The organism is Flagellimonas profundi (assembly GCF_017313275.1).
Classification (GTDB): domain Bacteria; phylum Bacteroidota; class Bacteroidia; order Flavobacteriales; family Flavobacteriaceae; genus Flagellimonas; species Flagellimonas profundi.
This window is the reverse complement of record NZ_JAFLNM010000003.1, coordinates 45,831-67,072: the sequence shown is the minus strand read 5'-3', so window position 1 is coordinate 67,072 and position 21,242 is coordinate 45,831. Positions and strand designations below refer to the sequence as shown.

At 41.0% G+C, this 21,242-nt stretch carries 21 protein-coding genes and 1 tRNA gene; 10 read left to right on the top strand and 12 right to left on the bottom strand.

The window, feature by feature from the left end; all coding sequences use genetic code 11:
- The first annotated feature begins 330 nt into the window (after positions 1–330).
- A complete protein-coding gene (locus J0654_RS13700) occupies positions 331–810 on the top strand; it encodes a DoxX family membrane protein (RefSeq protein ID WP_207029692.1) in 480 nt (159 codons plus the stop codon).
- Positions 807–2,423: a Gfo/Idh/MocA family protein gene (locus J0654_RS13695; protein WP_207029691.1), complete on the top strand. Its 1,617-nt coding sequence runs from the start codon at positions 807–809 to the stop codon at positions 2,421–2,423. Before J0654_RS13700 ends, J0654_RS13695 begins: the two co-directional genes overlap by 4 nt.
- A gap of 95 nt (positions 2,424–2,518) precedes the next feature.
- On the opposite strand, the gene J0654_RS13690 is transcribed toward J0654_RS13695, so the two are convergent.
- Both J0654_RS13690 and J0654_RS13685 read right to left on the bottom strand, forming a co-directional pair.
- Positions 2,519–3,265 (bottom strand): anti-sigma factor, encoded by a 747-nt coding sequence (locus J0654_RS13690; protein ID WP_207029690.1) that lies wholly within the window; start codon positions 3,263–3,265, stop codon positions 2,519–2,521.
- Positions 3,262–3,825: an RNA polymerase sigma factor gene (locus J0654_RS13685; RefSeq protein WP_207029689.1), complete on the bottom strand. Its 564-nt coding sequence runs from the start codon at positions 3,823–3,825 to the stop codon at positions 3,262–3,264. Before J0654_RS13685 ends, J0654_RS13690 begins: the two co-directional genes overlap by 4 nt.
- Positions 3,826–3,943: 118 nt before the next feature.
- Here J0654_RS13685 and J0654_RS13680 point away from each other — a divergent pair, with 118 nt between their 5' ends.
- Positions 3,944–4,462, top strand: coding sequence for a fasciclin domain-containing protein (locus tag J0654_RS13680; RefSeq protein ID WP_207029688.1), 519 nt, complete (start codon positions 3,944–3,946; stop codon positions 4,460–4,462).
- A gap of 49 nt (positions 4,463–4,511) precedes the next feature.
- Here J0654_RS13680 and J0654_RS13675 read toward each other — a convergent pair whose 3' ends face one another.
- From J0654_RS13675 to J0654_RS13665, 3 genes are read right to left on the bottom strand one after another with little or no spacing between them, the layout of a single operon-like run.
- Entirely contained in the window at positions 4,512–5,645 is a 1,134-nt protein-coding gene (locus tag J0654_RS13675) for a serine hydrolase (RefSeq protein ID WP_207029687.1), read from the bottom strand.
- A gap of 10 nt (positions 5,646–5,655) precedes the next feature.
- Complete coding sequence (locus J0654_RS13670) at positions 5,656–5,913, bottom strand: hypothetical protein (protein WP_207029686.1); 258 nt, start codon at positions 5,911–5,913, stop codon at positions 5,656–5,658.
- Positions 5,914–5,918: 5 nt separating this feature from the next.
- Complete coding sequence (locus J0654_RS13665; RefSeq protein ID WP_207029685.1) at positions 5,919–6,371, bottom strand: SRPBCC family protein; 453 nt, start codon at positions 6,369–6,371, stop codon at positions 5,919–5,921.
- Positions 6,372–6,530: 159 nt separating this feature from the next.
- Between J0654_RS13665 and J0654_RS13660 the strand changes: the two genes are divergently transcribed.
- From J0654_RS13660 to J0654_RS13635, 6 genes are all read left to right on the top strand, one after another.
- Positions 6,531–7,370: a peptidyl-prolyl cis-trans isomerase gene (locus J0654_RS13660; RefSeq protein ID WP_237686007.1), complete on the top strand. Its 840-nt coding sequence runs from the start codon at positions 6,531–6,533 to the stop codon at positions 7,368–7,370.
- Entirely contained in the window at positions 7,354–8,751 is a 1,398-nt protein-coding gene (locus tag J0654_RS13655; protein ID WP_237686006.1) for a peptidylprolyl isomerase, read from the top strand. Before J0654_RS13660 ends, J0654_RS13655 begins: the two co-directional genes overlap by 17 nt.
- 4 nt (positions 8,752–8,755) lie before the next feature.
- Positions 8,756–9,709, top strand: a complete 954-nt coding sequence (locus tag J0654_RS13650; RefSeq protein ID WP_207029683.1) for an AAA family ATPase — start codon at positions 8,756–8,758, stop codon at positions 9,707–9,709.
- Between the two features lie 105 nt (positions 9,710–9,814).
- Positions 9,815–12,082, top strand: coding sequence for an aconitate hydratase (locus J0654_RS13645; RefSeq protein WP_207029682.1), 2,268 nt, complete (start codon positions 9,815–9,817; stop codon positions 12,080–12,082).
- A gap of 81 nt (positions 12,083–12,163) precedes the next feature.
- The gene (locus J0654_RS13640; RefSeq protein WP_207029681.1) at positions 12,164–12,724 is read left to right on the top strand and encodes a TlpA family protein disulfide reductase; all 561 of its coding nucleotides are present in this window, start codon (positions 12,164–12,166) and stop codon (positions 12,722–12,724) included.
- A complete protein-coding gene (locus J0654_RS13635; RefSeq protein WP_207029680.1) occupies positions 12,721–13,287 on the top strand; it encodes a TlpA family protein disulfide reductase in 567 nt (188 codons plus the stop codon). The genes J0654_RS13640 and J0654_RS13635 overlap by 4 nt, the downstream gene beginning before the upstream one ends.
- Here the strand turns inward: J0654_RS13635 and J0654_RS13630 are convergent.
- From J0654_RS13630 to J0654_RS13610, 5 genes are all read right to left on the bottom strand, one after another.
- A complete protein-coding gene (locus J0654_RS13630) occupies positions 13,284–13,739 on the bottom strand; it encodes a sterol desaturase family protein (protein WP_207029679.1) in 456 nt (151 codons plus the stop codon). The genes J0654_RS13635 and J0654_RS13630 overlap by 4 nt on opposite strands.
- The gene (locus J0654_RS13625; protein ID WP_207029678.1) at positions 13,736–14,578 is read right to left on the bottom strand and encodes a phytoene/squalene synthase family protein; all 843 of its coding nucleotides are present in this window, start codon (positions 14,576–14,578) and stop codon (positions 13,736–13,738) included. The genes J0654_RS13630 and J0654_RS13625 overlap by 4 nt, the downstream gene beginning before the upstream one ends.
- A complete protein-coding gene (locus J0654_RS13620) occupies positions 14,575–16,035 on the bottom strand; it encodes a phytoene desaturase family protein (RefSeq protein WP_207029677.1) in 1,461 nt (486 codons plus the stop codon). The genes J0654_RS13625 and J0654_RS13620 overlap by 4 nt, the downstream gene beginning before the upstream one ends.
- Positions 16,036–16,042: 7 nt before the next feature.
- Complete coding sequence (locus J0654_RS13615) at positions 16,043–16,942, bottom strand: MerR family transcriptional regulator (protein ID WP_207029676.1); 900 nt, start codon at positions 16,940–16,942, stop codon at positions 16,043–16,045.
- 168 nt (positions 16,943–17,110) lie between these two features.
- Positions 17,111–17,194 (bottom strand) — tRNA-Leu (locus tag J0654_RS13610).
- A 187-nt stretch (positions 17,195–17,381) separates the two neighbouring features.
- Between J0654_RS13610 and J0654_RS13605 the strand changes: the two genes are divergently transcribed.
- Positions 17,382–18,656: a mechanosensitive ion channel family protein gene (locus tag J0654_RS13605; RefSeq protein ID WP_207029675.1), complete on the top strand. Its 1,275-nt coding sequence runs from the start codon at positions 17,382–17,384 to the stop codon at positions 18,654–18,656.
- A gap of 56 nt (positions 18,657–18,712) precedes the next feature.
- On the opposite strand, the gene J0654_RS13600 is transcribed toward J0654_RS13605, so the two are convergent.
- Complete coding sequence (locus J0654_RS13600; RefSeq protein WP_207029674.1) at positions 18,713–19,099, bottom strand: hypothetical protein; 387 nt, start codon at positions 19,097–19,099, stop codon at positions 18,713–18,715.
- A 55-nt stretch (positions 19,100–19,154) separates the two neighbouring features.
- Entirely contained in the window at positions 19,155–21,170 is a 2,016-nt protein-coding gene (ftsH, locus tag J0654_RS13595; protein ID WP_207029673.1) for an ATP-dependent zinc metalloprotease FtsH, read from the bottom strand.
- Positions 21,171–21,242: the final 72 nt, after the last annotated feature.

Here is a 21,242-nt window from a genome sequence, read left to right as displayed (position 1 = left end):
CGGTTAACTTCATCAAAAAAAAGCAGTTGGGGAAAGTATTTTGGAATAAAAATCAATTTGAAAAAATGAGGCTATGATCATAGCGATATTTCTAAAATTCAGACATCATATTGGTCAATCCCTCATTGTCTAAAACCTTGAAAAATGTCAGTTTTTGATCATAGCACAAACACTTGGGAACCTCATATTCAGACTTCTAAAAACTGACATCGGTCATATTATTTGGAGTTACTGTTAGGTACTTTTAGTATTTCAAAAAAGAAACTGATCTCCAAATCTACTTTTGTCACCTACAGGAAGCAAGGAAAATTAAAATTAACTATAGCAACTATGAATCAAAATCAGAATAAACTGAAAGCAAGTGTTACCCTGCTTCGCATATTTATAGGGTGGCACTTTTTATTTGAAGGTGTGGTGAAGATGTACAATCCCGAGTGGACATCGTTTGGATATTTGGCAACCGCACAAGGACCTTTTGAGTGGTTTTTTACCATGTTGATAGGCGACGCAACCATAGGTTGGGTGGATACACTGAACATTATTGCACTTATGGTGGTCGGGGCAACCTTTACCCTTGGGATTTTTGAACGTATCGGTGCCATTGTGGGGGTTGGCCTTTTAGCGCTGTATTTTTTAGCTCATCCACCATTCCCAGGTTTAGCACAAATGAATGTGGAAGGCAACTATTGGTTGGTCAATAAAAACTTGATCGAACTAGTGGCCATGATCGTGATTTATCAGTTACCTACAGGAAGCTACTTTGGCTTGGATTATCTCAGAAAGAACAAACTTAAAACTCAGGAACAATGAAATGGACTAGAAGAGACCTTTTAATAGGATTGGGAGGCTTGCCAGTACTTGGAGCAGTATGGTGGGCTGGAGCGGCAACTGCTGTTGGATCAAGAAATAAGCGCTCGGAAATATTGGAACAACTCAATATAAAACCCTCATTGCCACCTGCCGTTCCCGGAATAGGGGGAGACCCAGTCCGAATTGGGGTAATCGGCTTTGGTATTCGCGGAGAGCAACTCACCAGAGCTTTGGGTTTTGCAACCGATGAATGGAAAGAAGAAATGCGATTGGCTGCCCAAGAAGACCCTAACAATAAGAGGTTGGAGGATTTTGAGGCCCAGGAACGGCTCAACGTAAAATTAGTGGGGATATGTGATGTGTTCGATGTCCGCGCTGAAAAGTTCATCAACTCATTTACTACCGATGATAATCAGATAAAGAGATACCTTACTTATAAGGATATGATCCAAAGTGGCGAAGTGGATGCGGTAGTTATTGCTACTCCAGATCACTGGCACGCACCAATGTCCATTGAGGCTTTGAACAATAATGTGCATGTGTATGTGGAAAAACCGATGACGCATACCGTAGAGGAAACCTATACTTTGCGCGAAGCTGCAGAAAATTCGGATGCAGTATTCGCAGTGGGTCACCAGCATAGGCAAACCTTGAGTTTTAGTACCGCTCGTGATATTGTGGAAAAAGGAACTCTGGGTCATGTATCGTTGATTCAAACAAATACAAACAGGAACGATGACAACGGTGCTTGGAATTATGACATCCACGAAAAAGCTAGTCCCGAAACCATAGATTGGGAGCAATTTTTGGGATCAGCACCACAGGTACCATTCAATAAAAATCATTTTTTCAGGTGGCGTAAATGGTGGTCCTATGGTTCCGGCCTTTCAGGAGATCTTTTGTCCCATGATTATGATCGCTTGAATTGCGTGCTCAATATGGGAATTCCTGCATCTGTAAGTTCTTCTGGTGGAATTTATACGCATAACGATGGCCGAAACGTGCCCGATGTGATTCAGGTGAACATGGAGTTTCCTGATTACAGCACAGGAAGTAGCCAAGCTAAGGGCAAAGAAAATGGGATGACCTTTTGTTACAGTGCCACTTTGGGGAATGGGTTCAGCAGACCTACCATTTTAATGGGGCACGATGCCACTATGGAATTGGGTAACAGATTAACAGTTTGGCCCGATGGTGCATCTACCCGATACGCCGAAATGTTGGAAGCGGAAAAAATGAAGCCCAATGTGCCTATCTATCAATATGACCCAGCTGCTAATGCAACGGATGCCGTATCCTCGGCCACATCGCAATATTTTGCCGACAAAGGATTGATGTGGACCTATATTGATGGGGTCCGTGTAGATTCGACCTTCTTGCACATGCGCGAGTGGTTGAGCGTTATCAAAAACGGTGGAAAAGTAAGTTGTGGTATAAAAGAAGGATTTGAAGAGGCTATTTCTGCACACATGGCAGGTTTGTCCTGGAAGTTGGGAAGGAAAATTGAATGGGACCCAGCTACTCAAGCTTTAAAACCGATTGAAGGAATTGACTTTGATCAAGTACTCTTGGCAAACGAAAACTGGAATATACAACCAGAAATGGTTGGATGAGGTTTCTTGATTTTTACGGATTCTAGTCCGGAAAGTGGGATGTTGTTTCAACGGAATTCTATTCCAGCAGACAATGTCCCACTTGATCTTTAGGGTTATATGATGATATTGGAAACCAGTTCCTCAACGGTTGGATGTTCGCTACCTCCAGCAGGTTCAATGGTCAGGTTCAACGATTCCGCATTTTCAATATATTTTAACGTAACCAATTCTTTATCGGTTGGTACAATGCCCATATTGATCATTTCTCCATTAACATCACTCCACATTTGATAGGTTTTGTCGTTAGGCAAACGGGGCAACCCTTTAGGGTTAACGAGCACTAACTGGCTTTTATGGTTAATGTAGGCTATGACCTTACCATTGGGCGCTTTGCTATTGCCATAAAGTACCAAAGGGGTAACATCGGGATTGTTGATGCTCTCCAAGCGGTTGGAAGTAAGCCTGAACTCGGATTCCAAGTTGTTCACCTTTCGCTCTAACTCACTGGTCTGCATTTGCAATGTATTTAAGTTTTGTTCGGCATTTTGCCATTTTTCATACAACCAAAAGGTGCTCAAGCCAAAAACAAGGGCAAAACTGGCCGCGATGCCCAAGGGCAACCAATTTGTTTTTGTTTGGCCCACGGCATTTTTTAATCTTGACTTTACGATATTTGGAGGAACAATGGCCTGCTCCATGCCCATTTGTTCAAAGTCGGATTCCAACACATCAAAATGCTCCTTGAGGGATTTGTCCTTCTCAAGTACTTCCTCAACAGCATTGGTCAATTCTTCAGAGAGCTCACCGGTAAGATAAAGCTCCAGAAGGCCTTCGTCCAATATCTTTTTCTTATCCATCATGCCATTAATTCTAAAAAGATCCAAATATAAACTAACTTCTTGGTGTAGGTTTTCCTGAGTTGTTTAAGTGCTTGCCTTACATAGGATTTGAAGGTTCCCAGAGGTACGCCCATGGCTTTGTGTGCCTGTTTGTGGGTATAGCCCCTATAATACACTAAGGTTATTGCTTCTTGGTGATGGGGTTCCAGCGTTTTAATGGAACCTTTCAATTCGGTGTAATCGGGTACTTCTTCATTTGTTTCCTTGCTATCATATACACGGAAATCATCTGTTTGGATGAGCTTTTCTTTGGAACGCATGGAATTTAAGGTGGTATTCCGTGCTATTCGATAGGCCCAAGTGTAAAACCTTCCTTTTGACGAATCATAAGAGTCGATACTTCTCCAAATTTTAATGAAAGTTTCCTGTAATAGATCTTCAGCTTTTGTTTGATCCCTGCACATGCGAAGGATGACCCCGTAGAGTGCTCCGGAATATTTATCGTAAAGTTGGAAGAGCGCATCGTTATCACCGGACATCAATCGGGTGATTGCCTCATTGTCGTCAAAACTTTTCTTCATTGTTATTGTTAAAGATATGATAAAAATCCGCGATCCTCATCCAATGGGCAGAACCATGTGTAAATAATAGTAGAAAGCGCTTTAAAACAATAATCATTAAAATTTAAATCAGAAAAAAATGAAAAAATTAGTCTTTGCCCTAGTTGCCGTAATCTTATTGATGGGCACGCAACAAACCAATGCTCAAAAATCACAGGATATTGTGGATATCGCTGTATCAGTAGATGACTTTTCTACATTGGTTACAGCGCTAAAGGCCGCCGATTTGGTAGGTGCCTTGAAAGGTGATGGACCTTTTACCGTATTTGCTCCTGTAAATTCAGGATTTGCTAAAATTGATGCTGCAACCTTGAACTCCTTGCTACAACCTGAAAACAAGGAAAAACTATCAGCTATTCTAACCTATCACGTGGTATCGGGGGAATTAATGGCCTCTGATGTGGCAGCCGCCCTCGAGAAAGGAAATGGAAAAGCAGAACTTACAACCTTGAACGGTGGGAAATTAACTGCTATGAAAAAGGATGATGGCATTTATTTGAAGGATGCCAATGGAAGTTGGAGCAAAATCTCCAAGACTGACGTAGAAGCCTCAAATGGAGTAATCCATATTATTGAGGATGTGGTTATGCCCAACTAATTAAGTGTTGTTCGTTTTGAGTTGAAAAGCACCGTTCTGCGGTGCTTTTTTAATTGGCCCTTTCCAATTCCAATTGATATAGCTCCCTTCCTAGCTGGGCCAAGAATGGGATGCCGACCTCGTCGTATTCGTAGGTATTGTCGTTGAAAATACCATTGCTGTTCACCAAAATGGTGGCCGTAAGCATAAAATCGATATTGTTTTTGGTGTCCTGGATATAAGCACAATCCGTTAGTGTTCCGTAGGCATACCCAACTTTGTTGTAAATTTTGATGTGGTCGGGCATTGGATCTGTATTGTCTCCGAACATAAAAAACTTTACATAACTATCGTAAAACTCCTCTTTGTCATACCCAACAGCCGATGGCAAGGTATGCATGGCGGTCAATAAATACTCCCGTTGGTCATCACTAAGGTCAAAACGTTGTCCCTTGGAAAATGCTTCTGGAAAAATAATACGTTTCAACAATGCCGATTGCGCGGTAATGGGATAGTAGTTTTTCTGGCTGAAATCAAACATTCCTTCTTGATAGGATTCATTGGCGATAAACCCTTTCCCCTTTTTTATACCTTTTAATTCAAGCGGGTCGATAGGTGAGTTTATAATGGGACTGCTCAAGGAAGTTGTGGAATCGTTCAGGTAAAAAACCAAAGGCTTTGTTGTTACGTCATCTGCATTGCTTGTGGACAGTCGGTGGGCAATGCGAATTGGTGAAACACCTCTTTTTCGTATTCTATTGTTTAAATCGTCTTGCCCTAAAAACTCGACCAAACGATTATTGGCGGCATTGTCCGAAACGGCAAAAATTTCTGAGATAGCTTTTGCGAATGTTGTCTCCACGGAATCACCTTCAACAAAAAAACGGGTTTCCAACGAAAGGGAATCAATTTCGTTGAGCTTTTCCAAAGCCGCCACTGCCGCAGGAAATTTTACGGTGCTTGCCGGGTAAAAATAGGTATTGTCGTCGACTTGAAAATCGTAATCGGTAAAAACAACACTGTCATTTCTTCGATTAATTTGGGTATACCGTATTTGAACCTCGTATTCATCCAGATGGTCCATTACGTTTTTGATCTTCGGGTTTTGGGAGGCCAACACTTTTCTCAAAGGTCGGGTAGGGGCAGTATCTGAACACGATGTGCCCAAAACCAAAAAGGCTAAAAAAGCAAGTCTTTGCCACATAGGCAAAAAGTTAAATTTCTTGATTGTAGATTTGTCCCCGATGAGGTTTAAGAATACTACGAACCTCTTTGAGCTCAAATTCTGCAACCACCAGATAGGCAATGCTGTGTGTAGGGCTAAAATGTTCTGTGCCCCCAAGGTCGTACTTGAGTTCCTCGACCTCCACAAATTCCTTAAGGTGTTTTAGGTAGTGCTCAGCGGTTTGTGCTGCACTCGGTCCTCTAAAATCCCAAATAATCTTAATTTTTCTGTCCAAAAGTTTTTCCATTGATTTTATGAATTAAGCACTGATGTTCCGTTTTCGGCAAAAGCCTTGAAGTCTTGCATATATTTTAAGGACTGCTTTTTAAAAGCACCTGGCATTAAAAATCCCATTAGTTTCATACCCAAACCCGAAAATTGAAATTCCGATTCTGATATCCATCGGGTTGAACCATTTTCGTCCTTAAAGTAGTTTTTTTGAATATTGTGTACACCCTTGGTGTCGTAGGTCATGTGTATTTCTTCGGGAAGGTTTCTTTTGATGATGGTTTCTACCATGTCCATTTTCCGTTTGCCCATTTCATAGCTAAGACTCATACGTGAACCTTCTTGTCCGGGATTGGCGGACAATTGTTCATATCCAATGAGTCCTCGTTGCCAATGCTTCATGTTGTCGGGGTCGTCCATTTTTTTTATGAATTTTTCCCTAGGGACATCAACAACAATCTCGGTGGTATACTTCATGTTTGGTTTGGTTTTGCACTAATGTAGCAATTTCTGTCCATCTAGTTCCAACTAAAAAATCTGTTAATGAAATGAGAACCTTCTTGTAGGGGACTTTGTAATTGTTATTTTTGCGAAATGCTTAAGCACCAAAAAAATACGCTTTTCATCCTTTTTGCTTTGACCTCAATATTACTTACTTCTTGCGAGGGCATGTTCAATAAAGTAGAAGAAAAGGAACCATTGGCAAGGGTTGGGGACACGTTTCTGTACAAAGAGGACATTACTTCTTTGATTCGAAATGACATGTCCGCCGAGGACAGTACGGTTTTTGTGACCAATTACATTAATAACTGGGCATCAAAACAGTTGTTGTTGTCCAAATCAAAGATCAATCTGCCCGAGGAAAAGTTGGCGGAGTATGATCGTTTGGTGGCTGATTACCGTGCGGACCTATACACACGGGCCTATATTGAAGCTTTGGTAAACCAATCCCAGGATACGGCCGTTACCAAAAATCAGCTTGAGGAATTCTATGAGCGAGAAAAGGAAAATTTTAAACTGAACGAAAAACTGGTACAGCTGAGGTTTGTGGGCATGTCGAATCAGTTTTTGGATCGTGATGGAGTGGAGGCCAAAATCAAAAATTGGGACAATCAGGACAAAAATTATTTGGACTCCATAGCCGTACAGTTCAAGAAAATACATTTTAACGATTCTATATGGGTGAGCGCATCACGTGTAATTGAAGAAATTCCACCGCTAACACAGGCAAATGAAGACGAGCACTTAAAAAAATCACAATTTTTTGAGCTACAAGATTCGTTAGAAGTATATTTGGGCTGGGTGACCAATGTGTTGGAAGTCAACGAAACAGCACCATTTGATTATGTTGAGCCGGATATCCGGCAATTGATTTTGAACAGGCGCCGGTTGAACTACGTAAAAAGACTGGAAACCGAAATTATAGATGAAGCTATTAAGAAGAATGAATTTGAGGTTTATGACAAAGAAAATTAAAGGACTTTCCATTGCATTTTTTGCAATGTTGGGAATGGTCCAAGCACAAGAAGCTGATCAAGCATTGAGTGTGGATACGACCAGCAATAGCAAAAAAGTAAAGCTTGATGGAATTGCTGCAGTGGTAGGGGATTATGTGATCTTGGAATCCGACATTGATAAAACATTGATCGACCTTAAAAACCAGGGCGCATCCACCGAAGATGTTACCCGCTGTGGCCTTTTGGGCAAACTAATGGAAGACAGACTCTATGCCCACCAAGCCGTACAGGACAGTTTGTTGGTGTCCGATGACATGGTAAATGCCCAAAGTGATAGACAGATCCAACAGCTGACACAACAGATAGGTAGTGTTGAAAAGATGCTCAGTTATTATAAAAAACCGGATATGGAAAGCTTTAGGGAAGAGCTTTTCGAAATCAACAAATTGAGAATGCTTTCCGAGAAAATGCAGAGCAAAATTGTGGAAGAAATTGAAGTGACCCCAGAAGAGGTACGCCAATTTTTCTACAAAATACCTGAGGATGAAAGACCGGTTTTTGGAGCAGAACTGGAAATTGCACAAATTGTGAAGCAGCCCGAAGCCCCGGAGGAGGAAAAGCAAAAGGTGATCAACCAGTTAAAGGAGATCCGTCAAGATGTTTTGGAGAACGATGCCAGTTTTAAGGTAAAGGCCATCCTGTACACGCAAGACGGCGCATCCAGGGCAAACGGCGGTCTGTATAGCATGACCAAGGAAACCCAGTTTGTGAAAGAATTTAAAGATGTGGCTTTCAGTCTTCAGGAAGGTGAGATATCGGAGCCATTTGAGACCATTTTTGGTTATCATATTATTTTGGTGGAAAAAGTGAGAGGGCAGGAAAGAGATATCCGTCATATTCTTATGACACCCGAGATTCCACAAAGTTCGATTGATAAGGCGGTAAGTGAATTGGATACCATCCGTCAGCAAATATTGGATGGGAAATATACTTTCGCAGAGGCAGCATTGAATTTTTCTGAAGAAAAAGAAACAAAGTTTGACGGTGGATTGCTTCGAAACCCTGTAAATTTCGATTCCCGTTTTGAATTGACCAAAATGGACCCAACGCTTTACAATCAGGTTAGAGATTTAAAAGATGGCGAAATATCCAGACCAGTTCGTGAAGATGACCAAAGGGGAGGAGCTCCCAAATTCAAAATCATGAAAATTTCCAATCGCTACGATGAACATGTGGCCGACTTTGCCAAAGATTACATGAAGATTCAAGAACTTGCGTTGAGGGAAAAACAGTTCAAGGCCATAAAAGAATGGATGAACGAGCATATTGATGATACCTATATTCACGTAGATCCAGAAAATAGAGGCTGCAATTTTGCTAATAACTGGGTAAAGCAATAATTGTATGTCGGATGTAGTTGCGGTAGAAAATCTGGTAAAAAAACACCAAGAGTTAAAAAAGGAGATTGCCAAGGTCATTGTGGGCCAAGAAGAGGTGATCGAACAAATACTGCTATCCATTTATACTGGTGGCCATTCGCTTTTAATAGGGGTTCCCGGTTTGGCAAAGACCTTGATGGTGAACACTATTGCACAAACCTTGGGATTGGATTTTAAAAGAATTCAGTTTACTCCCGATTTAATGCCCAGCGATATTTTGGGAAGTGAAGTGCTGGACCAAAACCGAAACTTCAAATTTATCAAGGGCCCTGTTTTCGGGAACATAATTTTGGCGGACGAGATCAATAGGACTCCACCAAAAACACAGGCAGCTTTGCTGGAAGCCATGCAGGAAAGAGCGGTCACCATTGCCGGAAAGCAATACAAGCTTGACCGACCCTATTTTGTATTGGCTACCCAGAACCCAATTGAGCAAGAAGGAACCTATCCGTTACCAGAGGCCCAATTGGACCGTTTTATGTTTGCCATACAACTAAAATACCCTTCGATAGAAGAAGAGATCCAAGTCGTTAAATCCACTACTACGGACGATGAGGTTCAAATAAAGTCACTCTTCAATGCCGATGAAATTGTTGAAGTGCAGCATTTGATCAGACGTATACCCGTGCCCGACAATGTTGTGGATTATGCGGTAAGGTTGGTCAACAGGACCAGACCTGGGCAAAAAGGCGCATCAGATTACGTGAAAAATTATATTGATTGGGGAGCTGGACCCAGGGCATCACAGAACCTTGTCTTGGCCGCTAAGGCCCATGCGGCCATTCATGGAAAGTTCTCTCCGGACATCGAGGATGTCAAAGCAGTATCCTTGGGAATACTTCGCCACAGGATACTAAAAAACTATAAAGCTGAGGCAGAAGGTATCACCGAGGAAAAAATTATCACGGAATTGTTATAAAAAATAAGAAAGTCAACACTTATTTAATGCGATTCTAATTCCAAAATACTTCACGATTTAGTAAATTTACCGAATTACGAAAATCTTAAAAAACTCAATTGTATAATGGCATTTGATATAGACATGATTAAGGGAGTCTACGCCACCATAGGTGAGCGCGTAGAAAAAGCCCGCGAATTGGTGGGCAAACCCCTGACACTTTCCGAAAAAATATTATACTCTCATCTTTGGGACGGTAAACCAGAAAAGGCCTTTGTTAGAGGTAAGGATTACGTTGACTTTGCTCCTGACAGGATTGCTTGTCAAGATGCAACGGCGCAAATGGCCTTGTTGCAGTTTATGCAAGCAGGCAAGGATAAAGTGGCCGTGCCAACAACCGTTCACTGTGATCACTTGATTCAAGCTAAGGATGGTGCCGCAACAGATTTGAAGCACGCCAACGAGACCAGTAAAGAGGTTTTTGACTTTTTGGGATCTGTATCAAACAAATATGGTATCGGGTTTTGGAAACCAGGTGCAGGAATTATACACCAAGTGGTTTTGGAAAACTATGCCTTCCCTGGAGGTATGATGATCGGAACCGATTCCCATACTGTGAACGCAGGTGGTTTGGGCATGGTGGCCATTGGTGTAGGTGGAGCAGATGCTGTGGATGTAATGGCAGGAATGGCTTGGGAACTTAAATTTCCTAAGTTGATCGGTGTAAAATTGACCGGCAAGCTATCCGGTTGGACCGCCCCAAAAGACGTTATTTTGAAAGTGGCCGAGATTCTTACGGTAAAAGGTGGAACTGGAGCTATTGTTGAATACTTTGGCCCTGGAGCAACTTCCATGTCCTGTACAGGTAAGGGAACCATTTGTAACATGGGTGCCGAAATTGGAGCGACCACATCAACTTTTGGTTACGACGAGTCCATGGAGCGTTACCTTAGAGCTACGGATAGATCGGATGTAGCGGATGAAGCCAACAAGGTAAAAGAGCATTTGACGGCCGACCCTGAGGTGTACGCCAATCCAGAGCAGTATTTCGACCAAGTAATCGAGATCAACCTATCGGAGCTGATGCCTTTATTGAACGGACCATTTACCCCTGACTTGGCTACCGAAGTCGGTACTATGAAGGAAAAGGCAGAAAAGAATGATTGGCCTTTGGCCGTTGAGTGGGGATTGATCGGTTCTTGTACCAACTCTTCTTACGAAGACTTGTCGAGAGCATCATCCATTGCACAACAGGCTTTGGACAAAAAATTGAAGACAAAAGCTGAATTTGGTATCAATCCAGGTTCGGAACAAGTAAGATATACTACAGAGCGTGATGGTATCCTTGATATATTTGAAAAATTGGATGCCAAGATTTTCACCAATGCATGTGGACCATGTATCGGTCAATGGGGTCGTTATGAAGACCCAAAGAATGCACCAAAGAACAGTATCGTGCATTCCTTTAACCGAAACTTTGCAAAGCGTGCCGATGGTAACCCAAATACCCACGCATTTGTTGCATCACCTGAAATGACAGCTGCTATAGCCATTGCCGGTCGCTTGGACTTTAACCCGTTGACCGATAAATTGATCAATGAGGATGGAGAAGAAGTGATGTTGGACGAGCCAACAGGGTGGGAATTGCCACCAAAAGGTTTTGAAGTAAAGGAGAACGGCTATGTGGAGCCTCGCGAAGATGGTAGTGGTGTAGATGTAATTGTGGCCGAAGGTTCGGAGCGTTTACAATTGTTGACGCCTTTTGAACCTATTAAAGCCAGTGATCTTCAAGGAATGAAGCTTTTGATCAAGGCGTTTGGAAAATGTACTACAGATCATATTTCCATGGCAGGACCTTGGTTGCGCTTTAGAGGACATTTGGACAACATTGCCAATAACACCTTGATTGGAGCGGTAAACGCCTTCAACCAAAAAACCAACTTGGTAAAAAGCCAATTGACAGGTGAGTACGGAGGGGTTCCGGATACGCAGCGTGAATACAAGAAAAAAGGAATCATGACGGTTGTTGTGGGGGACCATAACTATGGAGAAGGTTCTTCACGTGAGCATGCGGCCATGCAGCCAAGACACTTGGGTGTTGCCGTTGTATTGGTAAAATCCTTCGCAAGGATTCACGAAACCAACTTGAAGAAACAAGGTATGTTGGCCTTGACCTTTGCCAATGAGGATGATTACGATTTGATTCAAGAAGACGACACATTCAACATTGTCGACGCTGCGGAGTTCGCACCGGACAAGCCTTTGACCATTGAAGTTGTACACGCCGATGGAAGCAAGGATACTATTAGGGCAAACCACTCGTATAACAATGCTCAGATCAAGTGGTTCAACCAAGGTTCGGCCTTGAACTTGATCAAGAAACAGAATGCTTAATTGTATCTAATATAATCTGTAAAAACTCCTGATGTTGTAAAAAGATATCAGGAGTTTTTAATTTTTGAGAAATAATAATTCATGAAGATCAGTAAAAAGACCGTTCTCAATATTATATTGATTCTTTTTATCCTATCATTTTTTGTAACGCCAATAGGGTATTACGGAAAGATATGGTTGAATAGACTGTTTGCGTTTTCCCCTTCGGTAATTGAAAAATCGGAGCAGCAAAAAATCACCGATTACGATTGGAGGCTAAAGGATGGAGAATGGAATTTTTTCAACTTTGAAGAATCCAGGGGAAATGTAATTTTTGTCAATTTTTGGGCTTCATGGCGATTACCTTCCGAGGCTGAACTTGCAAGTATTCAAGAATTGTACGACAAATACAAAGGCAAGATGGATTTCTATATCATCACCAATGAGGAGCAGGAACCTGTTGAAGCTTTTATGGAAGAGCATGGATTTACTTTTCCCGTTACTTATTTGATCATTGGGGATAAAATGGCGGTGGACGCCAGTAAAGTGCCCTCATCTTATTTAATCGATAAATCAGGGAACATCGTCATCCATGAAGAGGGTATATCCGATTGGAGCAATGGAAAAGTATACAAGTTATTGGATGAATTAATTGCAGAATGAAGTTAACAAAGGAACAGATCAGCAATGGTATATGGATTTTGGCCATATTGCTTATTCTTTTTACCCCAATAGGTTTTCATGTAAGGGTTTGGGTGAACAAGGTAGTTGCTACCGTAATCAGTCCGAGTACCGTGGATGAAGAAGAGCAAGCCACTTTGAACAATTACAACTGGAACTTGGTTGATTTGGAGGGTAGGTCGAGCAACCTTCAATCTAAAAAAGGAGAGGTCGTTTTGGTAAATGTATGGGCCACATGGTGCCCTCCATGCGTTGCAGAACTGCCTGGGTTTGTGGAGCTATATGGAGATTACAAGGATAAGGTGACTTTTGCCTTTGTGGCCAATGATGAGAAGGAAAAGGTAGTAGCCTTTTTAAAGAAAAAAGAATATGAGTTGCCTGTATACTTTCAAGCCTCGGCCACCCCAATGGAATTGGAAAGTAGCAGTATTCCCGTTACCTATATCATCGACAAGGCCGGACATATTGTGGTCGAGAAAACAGGAGCCGCCAATTGGAATTCTGATAAGACCCGTAGCTTGCTGGATAAGTTGATAGCTGATTAATATTTCTTCTTGAAATATTTAAAGGGAACCAGCAGCATACCAAAGCATTCCCCATCTTGTTTACCTAAATGCTTGTGATGCATCTTATGGGCCCTACGAACCCCGCGGGCATACCAATTATTGGCGTTTCGGAATATTTTAAATCGTTGGTGGATAAAGATGTCATGGACCATAAAATAAGCGATTCCATAGGCTAAAATACCAAAGCCCAACGGCCAGCCGTACCAAAAAGAGGTGTAACTGCCCAAATAAAAGAGCGTCATGCTTACCACAGCATAAAAAATGAAAAAGGCGTCATTTCGCTCAAACCAAGAATCGTGGTCCTTTTTATGGTGGTCTTTATGTAAACTCCACAAAAATCCGTGCATCACATATTTATGGGTAAACCATGCCATAAATTCCATAAAGCAAAAGGTTGCCAAAAAAATCAATATCCAAAGTGCTACTTTCATTGTACCAATTGTAGTTTATAATTTACATAAGATTGCGCCAACAAACCAAATTTTTGGTAGTTGGGTACACGAATCCTGGTGTTCTTTATTTCCAGAGGTGGTGTGCTCTGCAATTTCTGAAGCAGTTTTTTGTAATAGCGATAAGCAGTATACACTCCAAATTTTGCTTGCTCGGGCAATTGTACAATTCCGGAGTAGCCCAATGCAAAATCCGCCTTTATCTCGTTTACGATACGTCTTTTGGATTCTTCGTCAAGCTCCAATAGGTTAGTATTAGGGAAATACGTACGATTCAAATCTTCATAATCGGCCTTTAGATCCCGTAGGAAGTTCACCTTTTGGAAAGCGGAACCCAAAGCCATGGCAGATTCTTTTAACTCCTCGTATTTTTCTTTATCACCTTTAACAAACACGCATAGGCACATTAACCCAACCACATCCGCAGAACCGTAAATGTACTCGCGATATTCATCAAAATTTTCGTAGTTTTTCTTGGTAAGGTCCATACGCATACTCTTCATAAAAGAAGCTACCAAGTGATGTGGTATGTCATATTTATGGTAGGTATACTGAAAGGAATTCAAAATAGGGTTTAAGCTGATCTTGTCCTCAATGGCCTGTTCCATATCCTTTTCAAAGGCATCGAACAATTTGGCCTTGTCATAGTCATGAAAGGTATCCACAATTTCGTCGGCAAACCGCACAAAACCGTAAATATTATAAATATCTGCCCTGATCGAGGGTGCCAACATTTTGGTGGCCAAGGAGAAAGAGGTGCTGTAAGATTTTGTTACAACCTTGCTACAGTCATAAGATACGTCGTCAAAAATAGTTTTCATCTTTTTACTTCTTTAATGATTAAATCAGCCACCAGTTTGCCGGAAATCAGGGATGGTGGGACCCCTGGGCCGGGTACGGTCAACTGACCGGTAAAGAACAGGTTTTTTACCTTGCTACTTTTGAGGTTAGGTCTTAAAAAAGCCGTCTGGCGCAACGTATTTGCCAAACCATAGGCATTTCCTTTATAGGAATTGTATTGCTCCACAAAATCGTTAACACAAAAACTCTCTTTAAAAATTACTGATTTTTTTACAGATTGATGGGTCAATTTTTCAAATCGGTCCATCACAATATCAAAATATTGGTCCCTAAGTTGTGGAGTATCTTCCAATCCGGGAGCAATCGGAACCAAAAAGAACCCAGTTTCTTGGTCTTTTGGCGCCATGGAGGCATCGGTTACGGATGGAAAATTGGCATAGAACAATGGATTGCTGGGCCATTGCGGGTTGTCATAGATTTCTTGTGCGTGTTTTTCAAAATCGGTGTCGAAGAACAGATTATGGTGTTCAATGTTTTTCAACTTCTTGTCAAAACCGATGTAAAACAACAAAGAGGAAGGAGCATAGGTTTTTTTGTCCCAGTATTCCTCGGAGTACTGTCTGTATTTTTTGTCCAATAAGGTCTCGGAATGATGATAATCCGCTCCACTAACCACATAATCCGCCAAATGGTTGGCTCCTTTGCTGCGAATACCCAGAACTTCACCATCCGATACCAAAATATGGGTTGCAGGACTATTGGTGTGTATGGTGACCCCCAATTCTTCTGCCACACTTTTCATGGCTTTGATAATTTCGTACATACCCCCCTTGGGATGCCATGTGCCCAAACCAAAATCGGCAAAGTTCATAAAGTTATAAAAGGATGGTGTTTTGCTCGGTTTAGCACCTAAAAAAAGTACAGGGAATTCCAAGGTCGAGACCAATTTTGGATTTTTGAACCGTTTGCGGACCTGTTGGCTAATGGTCTTAAAGAATTGGTCCACTTTTAATACTGTTTCCTTGGTCACAAGTTCCAGAGGTGAAAGCCCAGGTCTGAGCACCACCTTATTAATGGCGATATCATAATTTTCTTGGGCCTCACTGATAAATTGTCTTAGGTGCTCGCTGCTCCCTGTTTCGATTCGTTCGAATTCGGTACAAATAGTGTCCATGCAATCGCCAATGGTAATCGTATCATCCTCAAAGAAGATCTTATAGGCCGGATTCAGCTTGTCCAGTTGGTAGTAATCCGAGGTTTTTTTGTTGAAATCGGCGAAGAACTTATCAAAAATATCGGGCATCCAATACCAGCTTGGGCCAATATCAAAAGTAAACCCATCTTTTACCAATTGTCTGGCCCTTCCACCGACAGTATCGTTCTTCTCGAACATTTCTACCTCATATCCGGCTTTTGCCAGATAGCAAGAAGCGGAAAGGGATGAAAAACCAGAACCAATAACAATTACTTTTTTCATTTGGGGGCTACAGAAAATCTACGAGTTGATTAATGGATTTAAATATCTTAATGGGGCCAAGTTGCTTTTCTTCCCTTATCTCTTGTATTTGATAGCCCATTACATAAAGTTTTGATCCAGGTGATTTTTTCAGCACTTCATTGAATCGATCAAAATAATCATCGATCTCATCCTTGGTCGGTGAAACGGTGAAGTACGAAACAAATCTTATGTTGGTGTAGTATTTGAGCAAATCTTCCAAGCTTTCTATGGGCATGGTTTGGCCTAAATAAATGGTCTTGTAGCCGTGCAAGGCCAATTGGTAATTGACATACAACAGCCCTAGTTCGTGGATTTCGTTCTCGGGCAAAAAGAGAACATATACTTCATCTTTTTTGGTCGGGGCCTCAAATTGAAGCTTTTCCGTATGGATGTAGATTTTTTGTTTGATCAAATTGGAAATAAAATGTTCGTGGGCGGGACTTATGGTATTGGTCTGCCACAATAATCCAAGTTCGTTCAGTAATGGAATGAAAACGTCATTGAAAATTTGGGTGAACGACTTTTCTTCCATTAGCCCATTATAGGTCTTCAAGAATAGCGATTGATCAAAATTGAGCATGGCCAACTTTAATGAATTCAGTGCATGGCTTTTCTCACTTTTTTCTGAAATAATTTCATTGACCAAGGCGGGAATTTTTTCCTCGCCCATTTTGGCAATCTTGGAAATCTTATACCCATTATTATAAAGGAGGGTAACGTTCAACAGCTTTTGCAGGCTTTCAAGATTATATGTACGGATATTGGTATCTGTTCGTTCAGGGCTGAACAAATTGTATCTCTTTTCCCAAATTCGGATGGTATGGGCCTTAATACCTGAAAGGTTTTCCATATCCCGAATGCTAAAAGAAGTTTTTACGTTGTTCATCTTTTTTATTTAAACGTTAAACAAATTTACGATTAAATAGATGCCATCCTAGTTTTTTATCATAAAATTTAGATTCTTCTTTATAAATATCAGTGTTTTGGGAAAAGGTTTGAGGATTTCTCAAGGGGTGTTTAAATAAAAAAACCGCAATTGCTTGCGGTTTTTTTGTGCCCACGACTGGAGTCGAACCAGCACGTCCTTACGAACACTACCCCCTCAAGGTAGCGTGTCTACCAATTCCACCACGTGGGCCTACGGAATTTTAGGTGTGCAAATATAATTTTTTTGTCTAAAAGGGCAGGATTTAAATCGCATTTTATGATTGGTCCAATAGCTTTGTTTTTTAATGGGCCTTTTAAAATTTACAACCATTGTTCCTTTTGTAAAATGGTGATTTACTTGTATTGGGAGGTGGATTAAATCTTGTAATTTTGTTTTTATGTTTATTGAACTGCAAACTGTGGAAAAAGATTTAGGTCGCTTACTTTATAATTATTTGATAGAAACAGGAATGGCAGAGGGATTGGCCTCTTACATCAACTTGTTTGTATTGGTTGTTGTGGTTCTTGTGCTTGTTTTTTTGTTGGATGTTCTTCTTTGGAAGATATTACGTGCCCTATCTATAAAGTTGGCCAGAAAATCAAAAAATAATTTTGATAATTTTTTGGTGGCCCACAGAGTACCACGTTTTTTGGCACATGTAGTTCCCCTTTTAATTTTACTTGAATTTGTTCCCGTTGCCTTTTCAAATTTTGATTATGCCGGTGGTATTGTGCTGAAAATGATTAAAATACTGTTTGTTTTTTTAACGTTGGTCATTTTCAGAAAGTTTTTCAAAAGCGTGAACGGATATCTGAAAACCCTTCCAAAATTTAAGGATAAGCCTATAGATAGCTATGTTCAGGTATTCATGATCTTTGCTTGGGTGGTTGGTATCTTAACCATTTTTGCCATTGTAACAGATACCACGGTTTGGAAGTTTTTTACGGCCCTAGGTGCTGCATCAGCTGTAGTGCTGCTCATATTTAAAGACTCTATTTTGGGCCTTGTGGCCAGTATACAGGTTACCATTAATGATATGGTCCGGATCGGGGATTGGATTACTTTTGAGAAGTATGGTGCCGATGGTGATGTAGTCGAGATAAGTTTGGCTACGGTTAAAGTCCAGAATTTTGATATGACCATAACCACGATACCGACATATGCCTTGATTTCTGATTCTTTTAAAAATTGGCGTGGCATGCAGGTGTCCGGAGGTCGTCGAATAAAGCGGTCATTGATCATCAGTCAAAAGAGTATTCGATTTTTAACACCCGAAGAAGTTGAAAAGTTAAAAAAGATTCAGTTGGTAGAAGCATATATTGCCAATAGGGACGAGCAAATAAAAAGCTATAACGCATCCAACCAAATAAACAAGGAACTTTTGGTCAATGGGCGTAACCTGACCAATTTTGGTGTTTTTAGAAAATACGTAACAGACTATGTAGAGCAGCATTCTGCGATCAATACAGGGATGACCCTCATGGTAAGGCAATTGCAACCTACCCCGCAAGGTATTCCTTTGGAAATTTATGCGTTCAGTTCCGATAAACGTTGGGAAAACTACGAATATGTGATGGCCGATATTTTTGACCACTTATTAGCTGCTTTACCCTATTTTTCCCTTGAGGTTTTTGAATTGCCGGTTTCGTTGGAACCTACACAAAAGGGCTAAAGTGATTTTCTTAGATTACTTTGTTGGTAACAGCAATATTTTAAACCATCAATTATTTATGTCCAGTATTCCGTTAAAAATCCAAAGAATTCTTTTTTAAGATCGGCATAAATTTCACGTTGGGTTTCCATCTTCTTTCTGAATTCCACATGTTTTTTAACCAAGGAGACGTCCAGGGCATCCTCGCCCACTTTACTATGTTCGGCCATGTTGGACTCATGTTCCGCAATAGCTTCCTCTAGTTCTTCGATAACACTATCCTGTAAAATAAATTCATTCTGATAATGTTCCAGTTTCACAAGAACTTTTTTGTCATCGTAGCGATTTATAAGTTCACCTAACCTGTGTTTGAATGTTTTTAATTCGTCTTTCCAGAAATCAAGCTCGCGTTTCCATTGTTTGTGTTCAAAATGGAGGTCTGAATCGTAAATTAATGTTTCCATGGCATGTTGTTTTTATGTTCAAAAAGTCGGGGGCAACTTAATTGAACGGTTCTCTTTATTTATTGTTTAGAATATTAAAATAATTTATCAGCAAGTTTGGTTTGCTGGGCTTTTCAGTTTCCTTGCTCAATATTTTTTCACCGCGCTTGCCCAAAAGCTCTTCAAGGTCATTTATATCCACGACCTCTTTTTTTAGAAGCAATTGTGCCAAATTTTCCAATTCTTTCTTATGTGCTATCAATAATTTTTTGGTTCGTTCATAGGCGGACATAATCAAATTATGTACTTCATGATCAATTTTTTTGGCCATCTCCTCGCTATAAGGTTTGCCAAGTAACCGTTCGTTTTCCCCAGTGGAATCATAAAAGCTGATAGGACCTATCTCTTCGTCCAAACCATAGTAGGAGACCATGGTATAGGCTTGTTTGGTCACTTTTTCAAGATCGTCAAGCGCGCCGGATGAGATTTCATTGAAAATAATTTCCTCTGCAGCCCGTCCACCAAGCGAAGCACACATTTGGTCAATAAATTGTGATTTGGTCACAATTTGACGTTCTTCCGGCAAATACCATGCAGCACCGAGGGATTTCCCCCTTGGGATGATGGAAACCTTTACAAGGGAATCCACATGTTTTAAGTGCCAACTGGCAACGGCATGGCCAGCTTCATGATAAGCAACGATTTCCTTTTCTTCGGGGGAGATAATCTTGCTTTTACGTTCCATTCCAACAATAACCCGGTCTCTTGCAGCCATGAAATCCTCTTGTTCCACTTCGTCTTTCTTTTGTCTTGCCGCGATCAAGGCAGCCTCATTACAAATATTGGCAATATCTGCTCCGGAGAATCCCGGACTTAATTTGGCCAGAACTTCGATGTCAACATTTTTTGAAAGTTTTAAGGAACGAATGTGCACTTTAAAGATCTCTGCCCGTTCCGTTTGGTTGGGGAGTTCCAAATAAATATGGCGATCAAACCTTCCCGGTCGTAAAAGTGCTTTGTCCAATACATCGGGTCGGTTGGTCGCGGCCAAAACAATAACACCTGTATTATCGCCGAATCCATCCAATTCGGTAAGTAGTTGGTTCAGAGTGCTTTCGCGTTCATCATTCGCTTGGAAGGCGTTTATTTTGCCTCGGGAGCGGCCAACGGCATCAATCTCATCAATAAAAATGATGCTTGGTGCTTTTGCCTTGGCTTTTTTGAAAAGGTCACGAACACGTGATGCGCCCACACCCACGAACATCTCCACAAACTCGGAACCCGACATGGAGAAAAAAGGCACTTGGGCCTCGCCGGCAACAGCTTTGGCCATTAAGGTCTTTCCGGTTCCGGGTGGTCCAACAAGTAAAACACCTTTGGGGATTTTTGCACCTAATCGGGTGTAGTCCTCCGGGTTTTTAAGGAAGTCCACAACTTCCATTACTTCGGTCTTTGCTTCTTTAAGACCGGCAATATCGTTAAAGGTCACTTTGCTTTTGGTGCCTATTTCGGTAAGTTTTGGCGTGGACTTGCCGAAATTGAACATCGAGCTACCTCCTTTTCCACCGCCTATTCTGCGAAACATAAATACCCAGATAAATATGAAAAAGGCCAGGGGCAATAGCCAAGATAAAATGGTAACAATATCTGTCCGGTTTTCATATCTAACATCAATTTTTTCAGAAATGCCTGCATCTTCCTGTGCACGTTGTAATTTATTCTCGAAACTTTCTACTGAACCAATGGTGATGTAATATTGGGGTCCCGAGTTTGAGGAGAATAGCCCGTCATTGTCATTTTTGAATTCGGAATCGTCCAAAACACTTTTTTTAATGTAGATCTGCGCAACCTCTTTGTTGATGACAACAATCTTTTCAATAGCATTTTTGGCCAAAAGGTCATCCTCGAATTTAGACCAGGCAATTTCTTTGGACGCTCCAATAGTGTTGGTGAAAAATGGAAAAACTATAAGGAAAATCAACAATATCCAATATACCCAAGTAAGATTACTGCCTCCTTTGGGAGGTTTAGGGTTTTCGTTCTTGTTGTTCCCATTGGCATTATTGCCTTTATATTCGGATTTGGTATCCATTTTTACATCCATTTATTTCCTTAAGCGTTGATTTAACCATACCTATGGATTATCTCAAATCTAGGTTACAAT

Excerpts from the sequence above, each read along its gene's own strand:
- J0654_RS13620 (WP_207029677.1), bottom strand. The coding sequence starts at position 16,035 with ATGAAAAAAGTAATTGTTATTGGTTCTGGTTTTTCATCCCTTTCCGCT.
- J0654_RS13600 (WP_207029674.1), bottom strand. The coding sequence starts at position 19,099 with ATGGAAACATTAATTTACGATTCAGACCTCCATTTTGAACACAAACAA.
- J0654_RS13645 (WP_207029682.1), top strand. The coding sequence starts at position 9,815 with ATGGCATTTGATATAGACATGATTAAGGGAGTCTACGCCACCATAGGT.
- J0654_RS13605 (WP_207029675.1), top strand. The coding sequence starts at position 17,382 with ATGTTTATTGAACTGCAAACTGTGGAAAAAGATTTAGGTCGCTTACTT.
- J0654_RS13635 (WP_207029680.1), top strand. The coding sequence starts at position 12,721 with ATGAAGTTAACAAAGGAACAGATCAGCAATGGTATATGGATTTTGGCC.
- J0654_RS13665 (WP_207029685.1), bottom strand. The coding sequence starts at position 6,371 with ATGAAGTATACCACCGAGATTGTTGTTGATGTCCCTAGGGAAAAATTC.
- J0654_RS13670 (WP_207029686.1), bottom strand. The coding sequence starts at position 5,913 with ATGGAAAAACTTTTGGACAGAAAAATTAAGATTATTTGGGATTTTAGA.
- ftsH (WP_207029673.1), bottom strand. The coding sequence starts at position 21,170 with ATGGATACCAAATCCGAATATAAAGGCAATAATGCCAATGGGAACAAC.
- J0654_RS13690 (WP_207029690.1), bottom strand. The coding sequence starts at position 3,265 with ATGATGGATAAGAAAAAGATATTGGACGAAGGCCTTCTGGAGCTTTAT.
- J0654_RS13615 (WP_207029676.1), bottom strand. The coding sequence starts at position 16,942 with ATGAACAACGTAAAAACTTCTTTTAGCATTCGGGATATGGAAAACCTT.
- J0654_RS13655 (WP_237686006.1), top strand. The coding sequence starts at position 7,354 with ATGACAAAGAAAATTAAAGGACTTTCCATTGCATTTTTTGCAATGTTG.
- J0654_RS13630 (WP_207029679.1), bottom strand. The coding sequence starts at position 13,739 with ATGAAAGTAGCACTTTGGATATTGATTTTTTTGGCAACCTTTTGCTTT.
- J0654_RS13685 (WP_207029689.1), bottom strand. The coding sequence starts at position 3,825 with ATGAAGAAAAGTTTTGACGACAATGAGGCAATCACCCGATTGATGTCC.
- J0654_RS13625 (WP_207029678.1), bottom strand. The coding sequence starts at position 14,578 with ATGAAAACTATTTTTGACGACGTATCTTATGACTGTAGCAAGGTTGTA.
- J0654_RS13640 (WP_207029681.1), top strand. The coding sequence starts at position 12,164 with ATGAAGATCAGTAAAAAGACCGTTCTCAATATTATATTGATTCTTTTT.
- J0654_RS13680 (WP_207029688.1), top strand. The coding sequence starts at position 3,944 with ATGAAAAAATTAGTCTTTGCCCTAGTTGCCGTAATCTTATTGATGGGC.
- J0654_RS13675 (WP_207029687.1), bottom strand. The coding sequence starts at position 5,645 with ATGTGGCAAAGACTTGCTTTTTTAGCCTTTTTGGTTTTGGGCACATCG.
- J0654_RS13650 (WP_207029683.1), top strand. The coding sequence starts at position 8,756 with ATGTCGGATGTAGTTGCGGTAGAAAATCTGGTAAAAAAACACCAAGAG.
- J0654_RS13700 (WP_207029692.1), top strand. The coding sequence starts at position 331 with ATGAATCAAAATCAGAATAAACTGAAAGCAAGTGTTACCCTGCTTCGC.
- J0654_RS13695 (WP_207029691.1), top strand. The coding sequence starts at position 807 with ATGAAATGGACTAGAAGAGACCTTTTAATAGGATTGGGAGGCTTGCCA.